Here is a 20,364-nt window from a genome sequence, read left to right as displayed (position 1 = left end):
GTTTTTCTGCTGTCTCAGAATAAAGGAGGAATATTATGAGTAAAAGACCAATCATTATTGACACAGATCCAGGTATTGATGACGCGCTTGCGCTTGCGATCGCGCTGTTCTCGGAGGAGCTGGATGTGCGTCTGATCACGACAGTAGCGGGGAATGTCTCCCTTGAGAATGTGACGCAGAATACGCTGCGTCTGCTGAACTTTTTCGGCAAAGATGTTCCGGTGGCTATGGGAGCGGCACAGCCGCTGATCGCGGAATTTGTGGATGCATCGAATGTCCATGGAAAGACAGGAATGGAAGGGTATAATTTCCCGGAACCTAAGACGGAGCTTTTGCTCAAGGAGCATGCGGTCAATGCAATGCGCAGAGTCATTATGGAGAGTCCGGAGCCGGTGACGCTTGTACCGATCGCAACACTTACCAATATCGCCTTGCTTTTTGCGATGTATCCGGAGGTGCGCACAAATATCCGTGAGATCGTTATGATGGGTGGTTCTGCATCCCGTGGAAATAAGGGCGTAATGTCAGAATTTAATGTAGCGACAGATCCGGAGGCTGCACAGATGGTATTTCAGAGCGGACTGCCGATCGTCATGGCAGGGCTCGATGTGGGGCTGAAAGCGCTCGTGCTGCCGCAGGACAGTGAGGAGATCAGACAGATGGGAAAGGTCGGAGATATGGCGTATCATCTGTTCAAACGCTACAGAGGCGGAAGCTTTGGCACAGGCCTTAAGATGTATGACAGCTGTGCGATCGCGTATCTGCTCTGCCCGCAGCTGTATACCATGGAAGAGGCGTATGTCGGCGTGGAGCTGAACGGGACGATGACGACCGGCTGTACTGTAGTAGATCTCAAGGGCTATCTGCACAGAGAGCCGAATGCAAAGGTCTGCATGGATATTGACGGAGAAAAATTCCGCGAGTGGTTTAAAGAATCGATCGCGAGATGTATTTAAAACAAAAGAGAGGAGAACAGTTATGTCAACATTTGTAATGTACGCGGCAGCGGCGATTTCTGTTGCAGTCGTGGTATTTATGCTGATCAAGAAAATGGACATCAAGATTACGCTGTTTTTGATGGGGATTCTTTTGATGTTTGTCGGCGTGGCACTTGGAAACCCGATCGGAGGAGAAGAATTTGTCTCTACAGGAGCTGTCTGGCTTGATCCGCTGAAGGTGATCGCAGACCAGTTCAAGTCAACGATCTCATCAGCAGGATTTATCATCCTGATCCTGGGCGGATATTCCGCATACATGAATGATATCAAGGCGAACAATGTGACCGTCAGTGTTCTGACGAAACCGATCGCAAAGATCAAATCTGTATATATTTTAGTGCCGATCGTATTTCTGCTTGGAAACCTTTTGTCACTCGTTGTGCCAAGCGCTTCAAATCTGGCGATCATCCTTCTTGCAACACTGTATCCGATCCTGCTTCAGGCGGGGATGAGTACACTGACAGCAGCCGGTATCATCGCCACGACAGCGACGATCGTGCCGACGCCGCTTGGAAGTGATAATGTAGCGATCGCCGCAGAGCTTGCCAATACCGCACAGTTTGCAGGAATGACAGCAACGGATTATGTATTCCGTTATCATGCGATCGTATCCGTACCCACGATCCTTCTTATGGCGGTCGTACATTTCTTCTGGCAGAAGCATTGCGACAGCAAGAGTAAGGATGCTGCAGGAAAGGCTGCTGATGTAAAGGCGATCGAGGAGATTCAGGGCGGGGCGCTGTACCGCACAGTATACGCGATCCTTCCATTACTTCCTATCCTTCTCCTGATCGGTGTATTTGCACTGCAGAAGCTCACAGGGCTGCAGATAGACATCAGTGTTGAAGTAGCGACGCTGTTCTCATTTGTCATTGCGATCATCTGTGAGATGATCCGTACGAGAGATGGGAAGAAGGCACTTGCCCAGACCGAATCCTTCTTTAAGGGGATGGGAGGCTCTATGCCGATCGTGGCGCTGCTTGTAGCCGGTACGATTTTTGTTACAGGTCTGAAGTCTATCGGGCTGATCGCTGCTTTGCAAAGCGCAATGACAGGTATGCAGGGAAGCGGAATGGGATTTGTATTGCCGCTGCTGCTCGTAGGGCTTACAGCATTGATCGTACTGCTCAGTGGAAGCGGAACAGCTCTGTTCTTTGCGATGGTGCCGCTTATGGTGCCGCTTGCCGAGGCAGCGGGAATCTCTGTATTTGCAGTGTCTATCCCGATGGGGCTGGCAGGAAATCTTCTGCGTGCCGTTTCACCGGTATCCGCGGTAGTTATGATCGTGGCAGGAAGTGTAAAGCGGGAGCCGCTTGAGGTCGTAAAGCGTACAGCGGTACCGATGCTGACCGGAACGGTAGTTATGTTTGTGCTTTCTATGGTGATCTTCTTGTAAAAGAAGAAATAGAATATTTTTGAATGAGGGAAAATAGCTGGTACAGGCTGAGGCTTGTACTGGCTTTTTTTCATTGGTGAGAATAGAGAATGCTTCAAACGAGGCGGGAATTTATGTCATGGTGCCATGGAAGATATATATCAGAAAATATGAAAAAATTTCAGCGCAAAACAGGAAAAAAGTGTAGTGAATATGTTAAAAAGTGACAACATTTTCATAGTATAATACTTACAAATATGTCAAAAAGCATAAAAATAGTATTGAAAATCAAATATAATAATGATATATATACAAATATAGAAGGAAAAACAGAAAAAAGGGGGATTTATTTTATGGAAACGAGACCGTATCTTTCCTGGGAACTTGTTGAAAATTTTATGGTAGACGCATTTAAAGCGGTAGGAGTGCCGGAAGAGGATGCCAGGATTTGTGCAGATGTTCTGGCTGAAAGTGATCGGAGAGGGATTGAAAGCCACGGATGCAATCGCTTTAAACCGATATATATAGACAGAATCTTAAACGGCACATTAAAACCTGTTACGGATATTGAAATTTTAAAAGACACGCCAACTACAGTTGTAATGGATGCACATGACGGAATGGGAATGGTTGCCAGTTATAAAATGATGCAGATATTAATTGATAAAGCAAAAAAATACGGGATGGCAGGAGGCGCTATTTGTAATTCAACTCATTATGGAATAGCAGGTTACTGGGCAACTATGGCCAGTAACGAAGGCCTGATCGGGATCACAGGAACAAACGCGCGACCGTCGATCGCGCCGACATTTGGCGTAGAAAATATGATGGGGACGAATCCGTTTACATTTTCATTGCCGACAGACGAAGAATTTCCGTTTTGTTTAGACTGCGCAACGTCGATCGTACAACGTGGAAAAATTGAATATTATGCGCGGGAAGGAAAACCAACGCCGGCAGGTATGGTAGTATCCGAAAATGGAGAAATAATGACGGAATCAAACGAAATTTTGAAAGCTCTGGTAAACGGAACGGCGGCATTGGCGCCTCTCGGTGGTGCCGGAGATGAAATGTGCGGATATAAAGGTTACGGATATGCAGCAGTAGTAGAAATACTTTCTGCGGCATTAACTGGAGGGCCGTTTATGAAAGCATTAACAGGTTTAAAGGCGGATGGCAGTAAAACGATGTATCATTTAGGACACTTTTTCTTTGTGATTAATCCTGACTTTTTTATGGGAGAAGATACGTTTCGTAAAACTGCAGGTGATATTTGCCGTGCACTCCGGTCGTCTAAGAAAGCTCCCGGACAGGAAAGAATTTATACTGCGGGAGAAAAGGAGTGGCTTATGTGGCAGGAAAGGAAAGAAAAGGGGGTTCCGATCGGTGCAGCTGTACAGAAAGAGTTTATAGAGATCCGGGATCGATATCATTTGCCATATAAATTTTCATTTGAAGAGAAATAGGAAATAAAAAAAGTATTTTTCAACTACATTTTCATCAGTGGTATACCAAAGGCACCGAATAAGACCGAAAGGGAGATTGGTTCCTCTCCCAGGCGGCAGCGTGATATTCAGTTCCTTAGGTATACCATTTTCTTATGTGTACGATTCTGATTTCTATTGAATGAGTGGACCTGTAAAAGGAGGGTTCACTAATGGGTTTCACTAATTTGTAAAGCCGGTATAATAATTTTTCCCCCTTTTGATAGTTTTGTGATAATATAAAAAGATAATACAGAAAAAGGATCCAGTACGGAGGGGATTTTATGACACAGACACAGCTGCCGCACAGCCACTGCAAAAATACTACAGATATATGTGACCATATGCCGGAGACGTCAGATTTTCAGACGGTATCTGATGTGTTTAAACAGCTCGGTGATGCGACAAGAATACGGATTTTCTGGATTTTGTGCCACTGTGAGGAATGTGTGCTGAACATTTCGGCAATGATGGGAATGAGCAGTCCTGCGGTTTCTCACCATCTAAAGCTGCTGAAGGCAGGGGGCCTGATCACGAGCCGCCGGGAGGGCAAGGAGGTCTATTATAAGGCAGTAGACACAAAGCAGGCGCAGCTTCTTCATCATATGATAGAAAAGATGGTAGAGATCACATGTCCCTCCTCAGAAAAGTAGGAAGAGCGCGGGCAGGATAATGAGACAGGAAAGGATGGAAGATATGAGAATAGGCATGGGATACGATGTGCATCGTCTTGCACAGGACAGAAAGCTGATCCTCGGCGGAGTAGAAATACCATATGAAAAGGGATTGCTCGGGCATTCGGATGCGGACGTGCTCTTGCACGCAGTGATGGACGCCTTGCTTGGAGCGGCGGCTCTTGGAGATATCGGGAAGCATTTTCCAGATACAGATGAGCAGTACAGAGGGATTTCCAGTATGGAGCTGCTGCGCCATGTGGCAGTGCTGCTGGAGGAGAAATGCTTCGTCGTCGAGAATATTGATGCGACAGTGATCGCACAGCGCCCGAAGCTGCTGCCTTATATGGATCAGATGAAAGAAAATATCGCACAGGTACTGGGGATCACGCAGGACCGCGTGAACATTAAGGCAACAACAGAGGAGGGGCTTGGATTTACCGGTACAGGAGAGGGGATTTCGGCGCAGGCAGTCTGCCTGCTTGAGCCGCTGGCAGATCTGATCGCAGATGACCGTATGACTGCGTCCGGATGCCCGGGCTGCGCAAAGGGGTGTGGAGAATGATCTTCCGACGGCTTTCGGCATCAGAGAACAGCCTGACGCGGCCTCTGTACGAGTCAGTGTTTACAGAGGATGACCGGCAGTTTGTTGATTATTATTATCAGTGGAAAGTACGGGACAGCAGGATTTATGTGGCTGAGGACGAAAACGGGATCCATTCCATGGTGCATTTGAATCCGTTTCGGGTATCGGTCTGCAAAGAACTCCATACCCTGCACTACATTGTAGCGGTTGCGACGCAGGAAGCGTACAGGCACCGGGGACTGATGCGTACGCTTCTTACACTGGCGGAGCAGGATATGGAGAAGGACGGTGAACCATTCACCTTCCTGATGCCCGCCTCAGAAAAAATATATGCACCCTTTGGCTACCGTTATTTTGCTGTACAGAAGCGCGGATGGCTGCGTACAGCAGGCGGGGCATGCGTCCGTCAGGAGAGCCAGATGGTATGCCGCCCGGCCAGGCCGCAGGAGTACGCGGCTCTTGCCGCATTTGTGAATGACAGCCTGAGCGGAATGTATGACGTGTTTATTTATCGCGATGCGGCGTACTATGAGCGCCTCTGTGCAGAGCAGCGCTGCCAGAATGGAGAAGTCATGGTGATCTGTCGGCCGGACGGAAAAATGATCGGGACATTTTGTACTTCTCAGGAAACGCAGGAGACGGGAGGCTGTGAACTGCGGGAGGTGATCGTGGATCCTGGGCACAGGGAGGAGGCGCTTGGCGCGCTTGCTGCCTTTGCAGAGGTTTTTGGGGACTGTAAGGTTTGCGGATACACGGCGCAGCTCTCCCTTTGCGGGGAAGAGGAGGTACCGTTGCTCATGGGCAAGCGGCCCGGCGGCGGGATATTTTGCAGTGAATGGAAGGCAGAAAAGATTTTTATAAATGAAGTGGTGTGACAAAAGAGGCCGTACGTAAAAGTATGGCCCGGGATCCTGCCTGTCCGGTGCATGGCGGGGACGGCGGGAAAAGAAAACCTGAGCCAGAAAAGAATTGACAAAGCATATAAATTTGCTTAGACTTAATCAATAAGATGTCAGGGTCAGAAAGGATCAGGGGCAGAAGCCATCTGACAGATCCTTTTGTGCTTCGCCCTCCCTGGCATCAGCAAGAATATGGTAACAGAAAGCAGAGGGATTTTTATGAAAATTTATAATACACAGAGTAAGCGCAAGGAAGAATTTGTGCCGCTCCAGCCGGGAAAAGTCAGCATGTATGTCTGCGGCCCGACGGTCTATAATTTTATCCATATCGGAAATGCCCGTCCGATGATCGTATTTGACACGGTCAGACGCTATATGGAGCATAAGGGATATGAGGTAAACTTTGTTTCAAACTTTACCGATGTAGACGACAAGATCATTGCAAAGGCGATCGAAGAAGGGGTGAGCGCACAGGAGATCTCAGAACGGTATATCGCTGAGTGCAAGAAGGATATGGCCGGCATGAATGTAAAGCCGGCGACCACGCATCCGCTGGCGACTCAGGAGATCGGCGGCATGATCGAGATGATCGCCACACTGATCGAGAAGGGCTATGCATACGACGTAGATGGCACCGTGTATTTCCGCACGCGTAAATTTGACGAATACGGAAAGCTTTCCCATAAGAACCTGGATGATCTGCGCGGCGGCAACCGCTCGCTCCTCGTTACAGGAGAGGATCAGAAGGAGGATCCGCTGGATTTTGTACTCTGGAAGCCGAAAAAGGAAGGAGAGCCTTCCTGGCCGTCACCGTGGAGTGATGGGCGTCCGGGCTGGCATATTGAGTGCTCTGTGATGGCAAAGAAATATCTCGGGGAGGAGATAGATATCCATGCAGGCGGAGAGGATTTGATCTTCCCTCATCATGAGAATGAGATCGCTCAGAGTGAATGCTGCAACGGAAAAACGTTTGCAAAATACTGGATGCATAACGCATTTTTGAATATTGATAATCGCAAGATGTCAAAATCACTGGGAAATTTCTTTACTGTGCGGGAAATTTCGGAGAAATACGATCTGCAGGTGCTCCGCTTCTTTATGCTGAGTGCGCATTACAGGAGTCCGCTCAACTTCAGCGCGGAGCTGATGGAGTCCTCTAAAAATGCACTGGAGCGCATACGAAATGCAGTCTCCAATCTGAGCTATCTGGAGCAGGCAGCAGACCGGCAGGAGATGAGCGGTACAGAAGAGGCACAGATGGATGAAGTCAGAGCATTTGGTGTGAAGTTTGACGAAGCGATGGATGATGATTTCAATACAGCGGATGCGATCGCAGCAGTGTTTGAGCTTGTCAAATATGCAAACAGCAGTGTGACCGCTGCAAACTCTAAGGCATTTATAGAAGCAGTGCGCGGGGAGATCACAGGACTTTGCGATATTCTGGGTATCATTGCGCAGGAAAAGGAAGAGCTGCTGGACGAGGAGATCGAAAAGCTGATCGAGGAACGCCAGGCGGCAAGAAAGGCAAAGGATTTTGCGCGTGCCGATGCGATCCGCGGCGAGCTTTTGGAAAAAGGCATTACGCTTCTTGATACGAGAGAAGGAGTAAAATGGAAAAGAGCATAATATCTTTTGAGGAGAGCCTGAATCAGATATTCAGGCTTTCTCAGCGAGACTGGAAATCGTATTCGCCGCTGACGCTCGCCTATATCGGCGACGCGGCGTATGAGCTGGTGGTGCGGTCGCTGATCGTCAGCCAGGGGAATGCTCCGGTACAGAAGCTCCACCGAAAGGTAACCTCCTGCGTGAGTGCAAAAGCACAGTCGGCGATGGCAGAGGCGATCCGGCCTCTTTTAAACGAAGAGGAAGAAGGGGTCTATCGGAGAGGGCGCAATTCAAAGCCTTATACGAAAGCGAAAAACGCCAGTATGACGCAGTATCTGGAGGCAACTGGCTTTGAGGCTCTGATCGGCTATCTGTATCTGAGAAAGGATTTTATGCGGATGAATGAGCTGATCGCGTACGGGCTTGGAGCAATTGGGATGCCGATTCCCGGGCAGAACGAAAAGCAGGGCAGCGTGCCTGCGCAGTATGCACAGCCATGAGACAGAAGGATCGCGCAAGTATATCACAGAGGAAAAAGGAAAAGCTTATGAAAAAGGAAGTAAAAAGACCGGAAGGCAGATCGCGTTTTTCACGTCAGGAGGACGCAGGAGAGGGCAGAAGGATGCCATATAGAGAAAAACGCAGGGAAACAGGCGTGCCGCGGCGCGCAGACAGGAGCTGTTTTGATCCGATGACGCAGGAGCAGGCAGAGGATGAAAGACTCATCGAAGGAAGAAATGCAGTCATTGAGGCGCTGCGCGGCGGCAGAGCGATAGACCGCCTGTTCATTCAGGACGGATGTCAGGACGGTCCGGTGCAGACGATCAGGCGGGAAGCGGCGAAGCGGGAGCTGGTCGTTGACTATGTGCGCCGGGAGCGGCTTGACCAGATCTCACAGACCGGGCATCACCAGGGGGTGATCGCGTATGCGGCAGCGTACGAGTATGCGACTGTGGAGGATATCCTTGAACAGGCGCGGAAAAAAGGCGAGGATCCGTTTTTGTTCCTGCTTGACAATATTGAGGATCCGCATAATCTTGGCGCGATCATCCGTACTGCAAATCTGGCAGGCGCGCACGGGGTGATCATTCCAAAGCGCAGGGCAGCGGGGCTTACCGCTACTGTGGCGCGTACCTCGGCAGGCGCGCTGAATTACACACCGGTCGCGCGTGTGACGAATCTGGGAAATACGATCGAGGAGCTGAAAAAAGAGGGGATCTGGTTTGTATGCGCAGATATGGGAGCGGAGCCGATGTATCGCCAGAATCTGACCGGACCGATCGGGCTTGTCATCGGAAATGAGGGAGAAGGCGTCAGCAGGCTTGTGAAGGAAAAATGCGACTTTACAGCATCGATCCCGATGCAGGGGAATATCGACTCTCTGAATGCCTCAGTCGCAGCGGGCGTGCTTGCATATGAGATCGTGCGGCAAAGGAATTTTAAAAATATATAAAAGGTCAGCCATGGACAGATTAAAAAAGATTATAAAAAAAGTAGAAATGCACATGACTGCTTCGCAGATCATGGTGACAGGCTTTGCACTGGTTATTTTTTTAGGAGGAGTCCTGCTGTCTCTGCCTGTGTGCAATGCAGACGGCAAGTGGCTCAATTTCATTGACGCGCTCTTTACCGCGTGCTCTGCTGTGTGCGTGACGGGACTTGTGACGATCGTACCGGCGGCTCAGTTTACCATGCTCGGGAAGGTGATCCTGCTTTTGCTGATCCAGCTTGGAGGGCTTGGGATCGTTGCCTGTACGATGGCAGTTTTTTTGATCCTGCGCCGGCAGATCACGGTCAGGAGCCGGGTGATCATACAGGAGAGCTACAATCTCAATACGATGAGCGGACTTGTCGTCATGCTCAAATATGTGCTCAAGGGCACATTTCTTGTAGAAGGGATCGGAGCATTTTTCTATGCCTTTCAGTTTGTGCCGGAGTATGGATTTTTCCGCGGGGTATGGTATTCCGTATTCCATTCTGTCTCTGCATTCTGTAACGCGGGTATTGATATTCTGGGGGAGACCAGTCTCCAGCAATATCAGGCCAATCCTCTTGTGAATATTGTCACGATGGGACTGATCATCGTGAGCGGTCTCGGCTTTATTGTCTGGCAGGATGTGACGCGTACGGTAAAACGCATCATCAGCCGCGAATATACGGTGGGACGCGCGCTGCAGAAGATGCGCCTTCATACGAAGCTGACGCTGTGTATGACGCTGGTGCTTGTATTTGGAGGTGCGCTTGCTTTTTTTATCATGGAATACAAAAATCCTCATACGCTGGGAGAAATGTCCGTTGCAGAGAAATGGATGGCGTCCATGTTCCAGTCTGTGACAACGAGGACAGCAGGCTTTTTCACTGTTCCGCAGGGGGCATTCTGGGAAGAGTCCAAGCTGCTCTCCTGTATGCTGATGTTTATCGGCGGTTCACCTGGAGGAACGGCAGGCGGCATCAAGACGACGACGGTCATGATTTTACTTTTGAACTGCTGGTCGGTATTAAAGGGAACACCGGATACCGAGTGTTTCCGCAGAAAGATACCGTACTATACTGTCAGGACGGCTTTTTCCGTGACATTGGTTTCTTTCCTTGTGATGATGCTGGGAACCATGCTGATCCTGCTTTTTGAGCCGCTGCGTTTTATGGATGTACTCTATGAGTCAGCTTCAGCGGTCGGCACGGTGGGTCTTTCGACAGGGATCACACCACGACTGTGTGCGGCAAGCAAGCTTGTGCTGATCGGGCTTATGTATATGGGACGGCTCGGACCGGTGACGCTTGTGCTGCTGTTCGCCTCTAAGATCGGAAAAAATAAAAATGGAAGAACTCTGCCGGAAGAGCGTGTGATGGTAGGGTGATGGGAGCATGCTCCTGAACATATGGCGTAGAGCCTGAAGGATGGGTGGATTGAGATGAAAAAACAGTATGTAGTATTTGGCGCGGGAAGATTTGGAAAGAGTATCGCAGTGACGCTGCAGCAGCTTGGCTGCGAGATCATCGTGGTAGATAAAGATCCGGAGGTGATCCAGGAGATTGCAGATGAGGTCAGCTATGCGATCTGCGCCAATGTCGATGATCAGGATGTATTTCAGAATCTCGGGCTTAGAAATCTCGATGGTGCGATCATAGCGATCACAGAGGATCTCGAAGCAAGTATTGTGACTACGATGCAGTGCAGCGAGATCGGTATACCGAGGATTCTCGCAAAGGCAAGAAATAATCTTCATGAGAAGATCCTCAGAAATGTAGGCGCGCATAAGATCATATACCCGGAGGTAGAGATGGGGCGGCGCATGGCAAAATATCTGGTCGCGGATAACTTCGCAGACTGGATCGAGCTTTCCCCTAAATACAGCCTTGTAGAAATGGAAGTGCCACGGCAGTGGTGCGGAAAGAATCTGATCGAGCTGCAGATCAGAGAGAAATATAACCTCAATGTGATCGGTATCAAATACGGGGATACCGTGAGCGTAAAGATTGATCCAAATGAGAAGCTCAGAGACGATGAGATTCTTATCGTGGTCGGAGAAAATACAGACCTGGAGAAATTCAAGAAATAATATCTGTTTTGGAGGGATGCGTTTGAAGTCGAACCTGGTACAGTATCTGAAGGAATACGGGGACAAAAGCTTTCGTGAGACGCCATTTTCAGAGGTGGATGCGCTTGTGCTCGCACAGCTTTCTTATCTTAAAATGAAGGACATTGTACCTGGTTTTGGAAAGGGAAGCGCAGTGAGCTGGCAGGAGATGGCACAGCATCCCCGGGCAGAGCAGATGTTTGCCGACCCGCTTTATGGAAAACAGCATCGCAGAATATTTTTCCTGGTGGCATCAAGCCGCAGGTACAGGCAGGTGCGGGCCGCCTGCTATAAAGAATGGCTTGATGAGGAGAAGGAGGGACAGTTTGCAGCTGTCACCTTCCTGCTTGGCCGGACGAGTGTCTATGTCTCTTTCCGGGGAACAGATGAGACTCTTGTGGGGTGGAAAGAGGACTTCAACATGAGCTATATGAAGACTGTTCCGGCTCAAAAGAGCGCGCTGGCATATCTGAAAGGAGCTGCCCGCTATACGGAAGGAAGAATGATCCTCGGAGGCCATTCCAAGGGAGGAAATCTGGCTTTGTATGCGGCAGCCTGTGCTCCGCAGCAGATACAGGAGAGGATCCGGCGCATTTACAGCTTTGACGGGCCAGGGTTTCGCAGAAGCTTTTATGAGAAGCCGGGCTTTTGCCGCATTCGCAGAAAATGCTGCAAGATCATGCCCGAACAGGCGATCGTGGGCGCGATGTTTGTGAATGGATCCGACTATCGTGTTGTCCGAAGCTATCGGACCGGAATGGGACAGCATGATCTGATGCAGTGGATGATCAGGGATGGAAAATTTGTCTATCTGAAGGAAGTGCGAAGCAAGAATGCGCGCAAGTCTGCTATCTTTAACAGCTGGATGGACTCTCTTAGCCGACAGCAGATCATACTGTTTGTTGAAATGACGTATCGCCTCCTGAGAGCTGCGCATGTCACGAATGTCTCTCAGCTGATGAAAAAACCATTTCATATACTGCGGATGGTATGCAGCGGGTTTTGCCAGATGGACAGATACTATCAGAACAGCTTCTGGCAGATCCTGCGAAAGCTGTTTGAGACGGCGAGAAATTATCGGCATGGAGGTTCATAGACCCATAACTGTTTCCACTGCTCCGATAAGGTGTCGTAATCCCATACCTTTTCACTGTTGGCATAGCTGAAAGGATCATTGATCAAAAAGCCTTCTTCGGACGCTCCTCTGATCACGATGAAATGTCCTGCGTCAGTAAAATCACCGGGGCCCATTGCACAGATGATCAGCGCTCCGTCGTCTGCAGCAGAGCGCATCTGGCGCTCTGTCATCCAGGAATACTGTGTTGCGTTTACGCCATAATCTTCGCAGGCTCTGCTCATAAAGGACCAGTCAGTACCGACTCCGTCCACATAGTAGCCCTCATCCATAGCTTTTTGGGACAGGAAATCAGGGGTCAGCACCGGGTTCCCGGTAAAATAGTAAAGCACCATAGAAAGACAGGTAGGACCGCATCCGGAGATCCCGATGTTTGTGCGGCCGTATGGTGCATAGCCCCAGCGGGAGTCCCACTGGATGAAAAGCGGACAGCTCCGGGAGGGTTCGGGAAATACCAGCTCTTTGGCGGTCCTGGAGGGAGTGGTGAGGTAGCCGGAGACAAAGTCCAGCATTTCAGGATTTCGCCTGAGGGCATGCAGAAGCTCCGGGGGATAAGATAACGCGTGCGTGAAAATATGGAGCCATTTGGCGCCGTTTTCGATGAGGTCAGCGCCGGAGAGTGGTGCCTGTACAGAAGAAGGGGCACAGCCATCGGCAGCAGATGCGGCAGGATCGGCGGCGAAGGGACCGCACGAAAGGCACACAACAGATAAGCAACAGATTATTTTCGATAAACATTTGCGAGTAGGTAGGATTTTCATAGCAGCTCCTGTTACATATAAATAAAAAAAGGATGTTCCAAATACAGCCAGCGGCATCTGTTCCGGTCGTTTTGCGAAAACGCATATGCTTTTTGTAAAAACAGGTCGGAGATCCGTGGTGCTCTGTATTTTGGAGCATCCTTTTTTGTGATAAGAAACATTTCTGGTGTTATGTCCGCTCTTTGGCAAAGTAATCTTTTGTCAGCCTGACTGCTGTGCCTGAGAGCAGGAACAGTGCGATCAGGTTGGGGATCGCCATCAGCCCGTTGAAGGTTTCGGCAATACTCCAGATCAGCCCGAGGTTCATGGTTGCGCCGATGATAGAAACAAGAGAATAAATCAGCATAAACGGTCTGACTGTCCTGGAACCAAACAGAAACTCGATACAGCGTGAGCCGTACAGTCCCCATCCGATCGTGGTGGAAAATGCGAAGCAGCACATTGCGATCGCTGTGAAAATGGAGATCCAGTTTCCATATACGTGTGTAAATCCGGCGATCGTCAGCTCTGCTCCTGCTGCTTCGCCATAAGGAACCGGAACACCGCTTAAAAGGACAACGAGCGCGGTCAGCGTACAGATCACGATGGTATCCATAAACACTTCAAAGATACCGAAAAGCCCCTGCTTTACCGGCTTGCGAGTATCTGCGCAGGCATGGGCGATCGATCCGGTACCAAGGCCTGCTTCATTGGAGAAGATCCCCCGGGAGACGCCTTTTTGCATGGCGAGAAACATACTTCCCACGATCCCGCCGGTAACTGCTGAAGGATGAAAGGCACCGGAAATGATGCTTCCCAATACAGCAGGCACCTGGTCGATGTTTATAAATACGACCCCGAGAGAAAGTACGATATAGAGCGCTGCCATGACAGGAACGAGACGCTCGGTCACATTGCCGATGCGCTTGATACCGCCCAGAAGGATCAAAGCGACAAGGACTGTAATAAGAACGCCGATGATCACGCTGGAGATGTCAGCCGCGTCTGGAGTAATCACGTGGAAATTGATCAGAGCAGAATTGACTGCCGCAGTGATCGTGTTGACCTGCGTGGCATTGCCTGTGCCAAATACGGTGAAAATACCGAATATACAGAAAATATAAGCCAGCCACATCCATTTTTTCCCAAGACCGTTCTTGATGTAGTACATAGGTCCGCCGACCCAGTCGCCATCCTTATTCTTTTCGCGGAAGTGGACGGCGAGCGTAACCTCTGTAAATTTTGTACACATGCCAAGCAGTGCCGAGATCCACATCCAAAATACAGCGCCGGGTCCGCCGATCGCGATAGCGCCGGCCACACCTGCGATATTTCCGGTACCGACAGTAGCGGCAAGCGCCGTACAGACTGCCTGAAACGGTGTGAGGGCTCCGTCTGAGGCCTCCCGTTTTTTAAACATACGACCGAGCGTACATTTCATCGCGTACGGGAATTTGCGCAGCTGGATAAAACCGGTGCGCAGGCTGAGATACAGACCCACGCCGATGATACATACCATAGCGGGGACTCCCCACACGAAGTTGTTGACTGCGGTGTTGATTTGTTCGATCAATTGTAACATAGCACACATCCAATCTTTGTAATATAGAGCATCGTGTATGCAGACTGCCTTTTGACAATGCACAGCGTCAGCGCGATGCTAATATTAAAATTCTATCATAAAAGGGCGAAAATAGAAAGAAGAAAATTAGAAAAGCGGGAGAGGAAGGAGGAGATGCAGGAAAGTTTCCTGACAGTTGATTTAGTATCATAAAATATCGTACGCCTCCATTGCCGAACGGATCAGCCGGGGCTATACTTGAAGAAAAGCAATACACAGAAACAGACATATACAGGGAGGAAAGTATGATCAGAATAAACAGTAATCCGCTCAGGCTGCCGGAAAATCTTATAAGGCTGCGGCGGGAAAAGAGGATCACGCAGGAGGAGCTCGCAGCCTTCGTCGGTGTAACAAAGGCCTCGGTGTCGAAATGGGAAAATGCTCAGAGTACGCCTGATATTTTCATTCTTCCGCAGCTTGCGGCATTTTTTGATGTGACTGTTGACGAGCTGCTCGGGTACGAACCGCAGCTTGAAAAAAAGCAGATACAGAAGATCTACCAGGAGCTTGCGGCAGCATTTGCAGCAGAGCCATTTGAGGAGGTGATGGAGCAAAGCCGCCAGTATGTGAAGCGCTATTATTCCTGCTATCCGTTTCTTTTGTCCATGGCTGCGCTTTGGGTGAATCACACGATGCTTGCCAAAACGCAGGAGGAGCAGCAGGAGATCCTTGCTCAGGTCTCCGATCTGTGCAGTCATATCATGGAGCAGTGCAAGGAGGTTGGTACCAGCAGCGATGCGATGATGCTGCGTGCCTTTAGCGACCTGCAGCTTGGAAGGCATGCGGAAGTGATCGAGACGCTTGAGGAAGCGCTAGATCCATACCGGATGACGCAGGAGGATTCTGTTCTGATCCAGGCGTATCAGATGACAGGACAGACGCAGCGGGCGGATGCGTTTACGCAGATCCGCATGTATCAGTACCTTGGCGGACTCGTCACAGATGCAGCGTGCTATATCGGGCTTCACAGAGATGATCTTACGATATGCCAGGAAACGATCCGAAGGATCGATGCGGTCAATGAAGCCTATGGGCTGTCAGCCATCCATGCAAATGTAATGGCGCAGTTTGAGCTGCAGGCGGCGTCGGTCTATGCGATGAACGACATGGAGGAGCCGGCGTTTGAGCGGCTTTACCGGTATGGGAGGATTCTGTGCTGGATGCTTTCAGATGATCATCTGACCCGGCATGACGACGCATATTTTAACTGTATCTCCAGCTGGTATGACAGCTCAGATCTTGGGAACCGCGCGCCGCGCGATAAGTCAGTGATCCGGGCAAGTGCGCTGGGAGGTCTTTCGCATCCGGCATTTGCAGGTCTTGCGGACAGGCCGGAATTTGAAAAGCTTCGCCGGATGATTGAAAAAGCCGGGTGAGAGCCTTTGCAGGAAACCATAATATCAGAAAAAAGAGAAGGGAGGAACATCCACTGACCCTGTAGCGGACAATTGGATGATCGAAAGAGTATGGCAGAGATAAAGGAAATGTTACCGTTTTTGATACCGCTTATCATCGTACAGTTCGGACTGCTTTTTTACACGCTGTATCACATTTTGACACATAAAACGTATAAGCGGGGCAGCCGTGCCCTGTGGCTTGTCGTAGCGTTGATCGGGATGGAGTTTGTCGGACCGGTTTTGTATTTTATATTTGGAAAAGAGGATGCGTAAATGAAAATGCTGGAGATTTCTCATGTGTCAAAGTCATTCGGGAGCAGAAGCGTACTGAAGGATCTGAGCTTTTCTGTGCCGGCACACAGTGTATTCGGGTTTATCGGGGAGAATGGAGCTGGAAAGACTACTACGATGAAGCTGATCCTCGGACTGTTGAAAATGGATCGGGGTGAGATCTTCGTAAACGGAGAAAAAGTCGTTTACGGAGAAAACCGGACGAACCGTTATATTGGATATCTGCCGGATGTGCCGGAGTTTTATGGATTTATGACACCGCTTGAGTATCTGATGCTGTGCGGCGGTGTGTCAGGAATGGACAGGATGCAGGCGCGCACAGAAGCGATCCGTCTGCTCGCGCTTGTAGGACTTGAAAAAGAACGCCGGAGGATCCACGGGTTTTCACGGGGGATGAAGCAGAGACTTGGTATCGCGCAGGCGCTTATGAACCGTCCGCAGCTTCTGATCTGTGACGAGCCTACCTCAGCGCTCGATCCATCGGGGAGAAAGGAGATCCTGGATCTTTTATCGTCTGTCCGAAACGATACAACAGTTTTATTTTCGACGCATATTTTATCGGATGTGGAGCGCATCTGTGATGAGGTCGCGCTTCTGCACCGCGGCAGGATCGTGTTTGGCGGTTCGCTGGAGGAGTGGAAGGCAGAAGACCGTGCATCCGGTTTTGTAATAGAATTTGTGCGCGCGCAGGATGTGCAGCCATTTGGGCAGATCGTTCCGGGAGGACGCAGGACGGACGCAACCACGCTTCTTTATGAGGGCAGAAGCCGGCGTGACATGCAAAAGGCAATGCAGCTTTTTGTGCAGCAGGGGATTCCCGTCCGGAAAATAGAAATGCTGGAGCCATCCCTGGAAACACTGTTTATGGAGCTGACTGGAGGGGAGGAGCGTATATGAGAGCACTGGCATCATTTACAAAAAAGGAGCTTCTGGAAATAGTCCGCAGTGGAAAGGCTGTATTAGTTACGATCCTCTTTTTACTGTTCGGGATCATGAACCCGGCTGTTGCGAAGCTGACGCCGTGGCTGCTTGAGACGATGGCCTCGAGTATGGCAGAGCAGGGGCTTGCCGTGACGGGAGTCAGGGTGGATGCGATGACGTCGTGGACGCAGTTTTATAAAAATTTCCCGATGGTGCTGATCGTGTTTCTGCTGATCTTTGGCGGGATCCTGGCAGGAGAATATCAGAAGGGAACAATGGTGCACATGATCGCAAAGGGGCTTGCCCGCTGGAAGATACTCGCATCAAAGGCTGCCGTACTGTGTGCTTTATGGACCGTGGGATACTGGCTGATGTATCTTGTGACGTATGCGTATACGGCATATTTCTGGGATAACGCCATCCTTTCACACTGCGCGTTTGCTGCGCTGTGCGCATATGCAGCAGGACTTTGGATGCTCTCCCTTTTGCTCCTTGGTTCTGTGCTGTTTCGCAGTGCAGGAGGGGCGCTCGGCACAGTCGTGTTGGTGACGGCGCTTTCATATCTGCTGCATATCCTTCCAAGGGTACAAAGCTATCTTCCCACAACGCTGCTGTCTGCGACAGGACTTCTTGATAACAGCACAGAGCCATCCCGGTTTGTCAGTGCACTGTGTGTCGGAGCGGCGCTGACTGCGGGAAATCTGCTGGCAGCGGCAATGGGAATGAAGAAACAGGCAGTGTGAGAAGAGAAGCTGCGGATACGGAAAGATCCAGCTATCCAAAGGGACAGCTGGATCTTTCACAACCTCTTTTCTGTTATACTGCGGCCTCTTTAAAAAGAACGCTGCGATAGCGCTCCAGTGCGGTCAGAACGACCATACCGATAATGCCGCAGGAAATAACCTCGCCGATGCCTACTGTGAGCATCATAAATGGGATCGGGAGCGGGACGCCGTAGCCAAAGCGGAGCACGAATGGTACGATCACGGTGTTTGCCGCGATCGGCCCCACCGGAGCAAGGCGGCGGTAGCTGCGCAGACGGTAAGTGATGAGCGCGCCGATCAGTGTCGCGATACTTCCACAGATAATGTCAATGGGGATCGCTCCGCCGACCGTATTTCCGATCAGGCATCCCACAAACAGACCGGGGATAGCCGCCGGGGTGAAGTATGGCAGGACCGTCAGCGCTTCGGAAATGCGCACCTGTATCTCACCAAACCCAAACGGCGCGAATATCAGCGTCAGTACGACGTAGACTGCAGCGATTGCCGCTGCATGGACGAGGAACAATACTTTTTTGTCTTTCATATTCAGTTCTCCTTTAGTTTTGTTTTACGAGTGGAAGGTCACGAACACTCGATTCATTTTCGCGCAGCAGTGAGTCAGGCAGCCATGCTGGCATGGATATCTGACGAACGCCGCGGAGGCATATACCGCAGGTATATGGCCTACGCCGGAAATCGGCGAAAGCCCTGTAAGACCTTGTTTTTGCGGGCTTTATAACGTGGGTTAGTATAGCACATAATTTTTGGGGATGCAACGGTTAAGCCAAAATCAAGCCAAAATGAAAAAAATAAAGAAATAAAATATCCTCGGTAACAGAAATATTCACCTGCTACAGGGGCTTTTTAATACGTTTTTCTGTTACGGTTGTTCTTTGGTTGGCTTCTTCAATTCCTTTAAAGAATCCAATTCATTTTTTATCTTATTCATAATACTTGCTTCTGTTAATGATTCGTCAAGTTGAATTGATCCCATTTCTTCATTATCGTTATAAATGACAGGAATGCAACATTCTGGCGTGTAATCAGAATCACACAATCCATATTCTTCGCTACGATCGTCATATATTTCTGATACAACACAATCAGTTATTTTTCTGTCTCTTGATTCACCTAATACTCTTGGTGATTCACCTTCCTCAAATCTTCTTCATGGGACAGTAGAATGATTGCCTGGAAATTTCAAACAGTCTTGTTTTGCCGCTACAATCATATATCATAGACATATAATTTTCAAGTTCTTTTACAGGAGAGTCAGGTAAAGTGATATCACGGATGCCTTATTGGGGTTTCGGCGACAGGACTTTGATGAACGAAATTGATTTTGCAAAAGAAAATAGAGAGCAGATGTGCTATACTGGCATCACGGAAAGTCAGAGCACATAAAAGGCGGCCTACCCTCCACCTCGGAGGGCTTGACCCTCCAGACCAAAGAGGAAAGGAGGGCGATGCCAATGATTACATACGCTGATTTGTTTCAGTTTTGTTTACTCATTGTCGCTCTTGTTGGTCTTTGCTACGAGATCTTCAAGGGAAGAAAATAGCCGCCACTACTCGCAATAGTGACGGCTGATGCTGTAAAGCATGTAGTTTGTCATTGTCGAGGGTAGGCCGTGTGTTTCTGACTTTCCCTTTTCTGTTATCACTATAGCATATCCGGCGGCAGGATTCAAGCCTATTTCGGGAATAAAAGGCAGTTGTTACTGTCAAGTAATCGTTGGCAATCCCTCCCTGCATTTTAACAATAGTATTTGGTCTTTTCTATATATTTCACGAGTCTGTCTACATTTCCGCTTTCATATTCATCGTGTGTTAACTTAAAACATTCTTCCATATTAATACCGCTATAGTCCATATAACTTGCAATATCTTCTGGAATCAAAAACAAGTTTACTCCTTCGCGTTTTAGAAATTGTAAATCTCCATGATTAACATCAATAACTACTTCCACTTCCTGATTTTTTGATGCAAGTGCGGACTGCAAATTTTCTTTTAATACAGTACTTCTCTTTTTTCTAAAAATATTAAAGTGTCCGTCACGTCCAACCTGCGAATTTCTTCCGTTAGTTACATATGGTATAATAGCAATTTTTTTAATCATTATTTTAATCCTTCTCTTTTTTAGTTTTCCACAAATTGTAATTGTACTATAGCACTATTTTTGAGCCAATTCCACAATTTTTTGATTTATTAGTAGCATTTTTGCCTGTGTTATTAGGGTGATCAAAATAAACTGTTGATATATTTTCAGCTGCCGATATAATAAGACATAATAGGA

General features: G+C 49.1%; 21 protein-coding genes. 17 read left to right on the top strand and 4 right to left on the bottom strand.

Going from position 1 to position 20,364, the window contains the following annotated elements:
- Positions 1-35: 35 nt before the first annotated feature.
- The 12 genes from rihC (at position 36) to QOX44_RS10855 (ending at position 12,295) form a co-directional block, all read left to right on the top strand.
- Positions 36-956 carry a ribonucleoside hydrolase RihC gene (gene rihC, locus QOX44_RS10910; protein WP_283683169.1) on the top strand — a complete coding sequence of 307 codons (921 nt, stop codon included), beginning with the start codon at positions 36-38 and terminating at the stop codon, positions 954-956.
- 22 nt (positions 957-978) lie between these two features.
- Positions 979-2,394, top strand: coding sequence for a C4-dicarboxylate transporter DcuC (gene dcuC / locus QOX44_RS10905; protein ID WP_283683168.1), 1,416 nt, complete (start codon positions 979-981; stop codon positions 2,392-2,394).
- Positions 2,395-2,726: 332 nt separating this feature from the next.
- Entirely contained in the window at positions 2,727-3,839 is a 1,113-nt protein-coding gene (locus QOX44_RS10900; RefSeq protein ID WP_283683167.1) for an Ldh family oxidoreductase, read from the top strand.
- 302 nt (positions 3,840-4,141) lie between these two features.
- Positions 4,142-4,510, top strand: coding sequence for an ArsR/SmtB family transcription factor (locus QOX44_RS10895; protein WP_283683166.1), 369 nt, complete (start codon positions 4,142-4,144; stop codon positions 4,508-4,510).
- A 43-nt stretch (positions 4,511-4,553) separates the two neighbouring features.
- Positions 4,554-5,096, top strand: coding sequence for a 2-C-methyl-D-erythritol 2,4-cyclodiphosphate synthase (ispF, locus tag QOX44_RS10890; protein WP_283683165.1), 543 nt, complete (start codon positions 4,554-4,556; stop codon positions 5,094-5,096).
- Positions 5,093-5,992 (top strand): GNAT family N-acetyltransferase, encoded by a 900-nt coding sequence (locus QOX44_RS10885; RefSeq protein ID WP_283683164.1) that lies wholly within the window; start codon positions 5,093-5,095, stop codon positions 5,990-5,992. The genes ispF and QOX44_RS10885 overlap by 4 nt, the downstream gene beginning before the upstream one ends.
- A 243-nt stretch (positions 5,993-6,235) precedes the next feature.
- Positions 6,236-7,642, top strand: coding sequence for a cysteine--tRNA ligase (cysS, locus tag QOX44_RS10880; protein WP_283683163.1), 1,407 nt, complete (start codon positions 6,236-6,238; stop codon positions 7,640-7,642).
- The gene (locus tag QOX44_RS10875) at positions 7,627-8,121 is read left to right on the top strand and encodes a Mini-ribonuclease 3 (RefSeq protein WP_283683162.1); all 495 of its coding nucleotides are present in this window, start codon (positions 7,627-7,629) and stop codon (positions 8,119-8,121) included. Before cysS ends, QOX44_RS10875 begins: the two co-directional genes overlap by 16 nt.
- Positions 8,122-8,312: 191 nt before the next feature.
- Entirely contained in the window at positions 8,313-9,074 is a 762-nt protein-coding gene (gene rlmB, locus QOX44_RS10870) for a 23S rRNA (guanosine(2251)-2'-O)-methyltransferase RlmB (RefSeq protein ID WP_283683182.1), read from the top strand.
- Positions 9,075-9,084: 10 nt separating this feature from the next.
- Positions 9,085-10,479, top strand: a complete 1,395-nt coding sequence (locus tag QOX44_RS10865) for a TrkH family potassium uptake protein (RefSeq protein WP_283683161.1) — start codon at positions 9,085-9,087, stop codon at positions 10,477-10,479.
- 54 nt (positions 10,480-10,533) lie between these two features.
- A complete protein-coding gene (locus QOX44_RS10860) occupies positions 10,534-11,181 on the top strand; it encodes a potassium channel family protein (protein WP_283683160.1) in 648 nt (215 codons plus the stop codon).
- A 22-nt stretch (positions 11,182-11,203) separates the two neighbouring features.
- A complete protein-coding gene (locus tag QOX44_RS10855) occupies positions 11,204-12,295 on the top strand; it encodes an Mbeg1-like protein (protein ID WP_283683159.1) in 1,092 nt (363 codons plus the stop codon).
- On the opposite strand, the gene QOX44_RS10850 is transcribed toward QOX44_RS10855, so the two are convergent.
- A complete protein-coding gene (locus QOX44_RS10850) occupies positions 12,274-12,846 on the bottom strand; it encodes a C39 family peptidase (RefSeq protein ID WP_283683158.1) in 573 nt (190 codons plus the stop codon). The genes QOX44_RS10855 and QOX44_RS10850 overlap by 22 nt on opposite strands.
- 51 nt (positions 12,847-12,897) lie before the next feature.
- Here QOX44_RS10850 and QOX44_RS10845 point away from each other — a divergent pair, with 51 nt between their 5' ends.
- A complete protein-coding gene (locus QOX44_RS10845; protein ID WP_283683157.1) occupies positions 12,898-13,047 on the top strand; it encodes a hypothetical protein in 150 nt (49 codons plus the stop codon).
- A 217-nt stretch (positions 13,048-13,264) separates the two neighbouring features.
- On the opposite strand, the gene QOX44_RS10840 is transcribed toward QOX44_RS10845, so the two are convergent.
- Entirely contained in the window at positions 13,265-14,656 is a 1,392-nt protein-coding gene (locus tag QOX44_RS10840) for an alanine/glycine:cation symporter family protein (RefSeq protein WP_283683155.1), read from the bottom strand.
- A 284-nt stretch (positions 14,657-14,940) separates the two neighbouring features.
- Between QOX44_RS10840 and QOX44_RS10835 the strand changes: the two genes are divergently transcribed.
- The 4 genes from QOX44_RS10835 to QOX44_RS10820 all read left to right on the top strand — a co-directional run bounded on the left by QOX44_RS10835 (position 14,941) and on the right by QOX44_RS10820 (position 18,047).
- The gene (locus QOX44_RS10835; RefSeq protein ID WP_283683154.1) at positions 14,941-16,071 is read left to right on the top strand and encodes a helix-turn-helix domain-containing protein; all 1,131 of its coding nucleotides are present in this window, start codon (positions 14,941-14,943) and stop codon (positions 16,069-16,071) included.
- Between the two features lie 90 nt (positions 16,072-16,161).
- Positions 16,162-16,365, top strand: a complete 204-nt coding sequence (locus tag QOX44_RS10830) for a PLDc N-terminal domain-containing protein (RefSeq protein WP_283683152.1) — start codon at positions 16,162-16,164, stop codon at positions 16,363-16,365.
- Positions 16,366-17,280: an ABC transporter ATP-binding protein gene (locus QOX44_RS10825; protein ID WP_283683150.1), complete on the top strand. Its 915-nt coding sequence runs from the start codon at positions 16,366-16,368 to the stop codon at positions 17,278-17,280.
- Positions 17,277-18,047 (top strand): ABC transporter permease subunit, encoded by a 771-nt coding sequence (locus QOX44_RS10820; protein WP_283683149.1) that lies wholly within the window; start codon positions 17,277-17,279, stop codon positions 18,045-18,047. Before QOX44_RS10825 ends, QOX44_RS10820 begins: the two co-directional genes overlap by 4 nt.
- Before the next feature lie 73 nt (positions 18,048-18,120).
- Here the strand turns inward: QOX44_RS10820 and QOX44_RS10815 are convergent, their stop codons facing one another.
- Both QOX44_RS10815 and QOX44_RS10810 read right to left on the bottom strand, forming a co-directional pair.
- On the bottom strand, positions 18,121-18,612 hold the full coding sequence (locus QOX44_RS10815; protein WP_283683148.1) for a QueT transporter family protein: 492 nt from the start codon (positions 18,610-18,612) through the stop codon (positions 18,121-18,123).
- 1,212 nt (positions 18,613-19,824) lie between these two features.
- Positions 19,825-20,187: a hypothetical protein gene (locus QOX44_RS10810; protein WP_283683147.1), complete on the bottom strand. Its 363-nt coding sequence runs from the start codon at positions 20,185-20,187 to the stop codon at positions 19,825-19,827.
- Between the last annotated feature and the right edge of the window lie 177 nt (positions 20,188-20,364).

This window comes from Parablautia sp. Marseille-Q6255 (assembly GCF_951230155.1).
Lineage (GTDB): Bacteria > Bacillota > Clostridia > Lachnospirales > Lachnospiraceae > Choladousia.
This window is presented reverse-complemented; position numbering and strand designations above follow the sequence as displayed.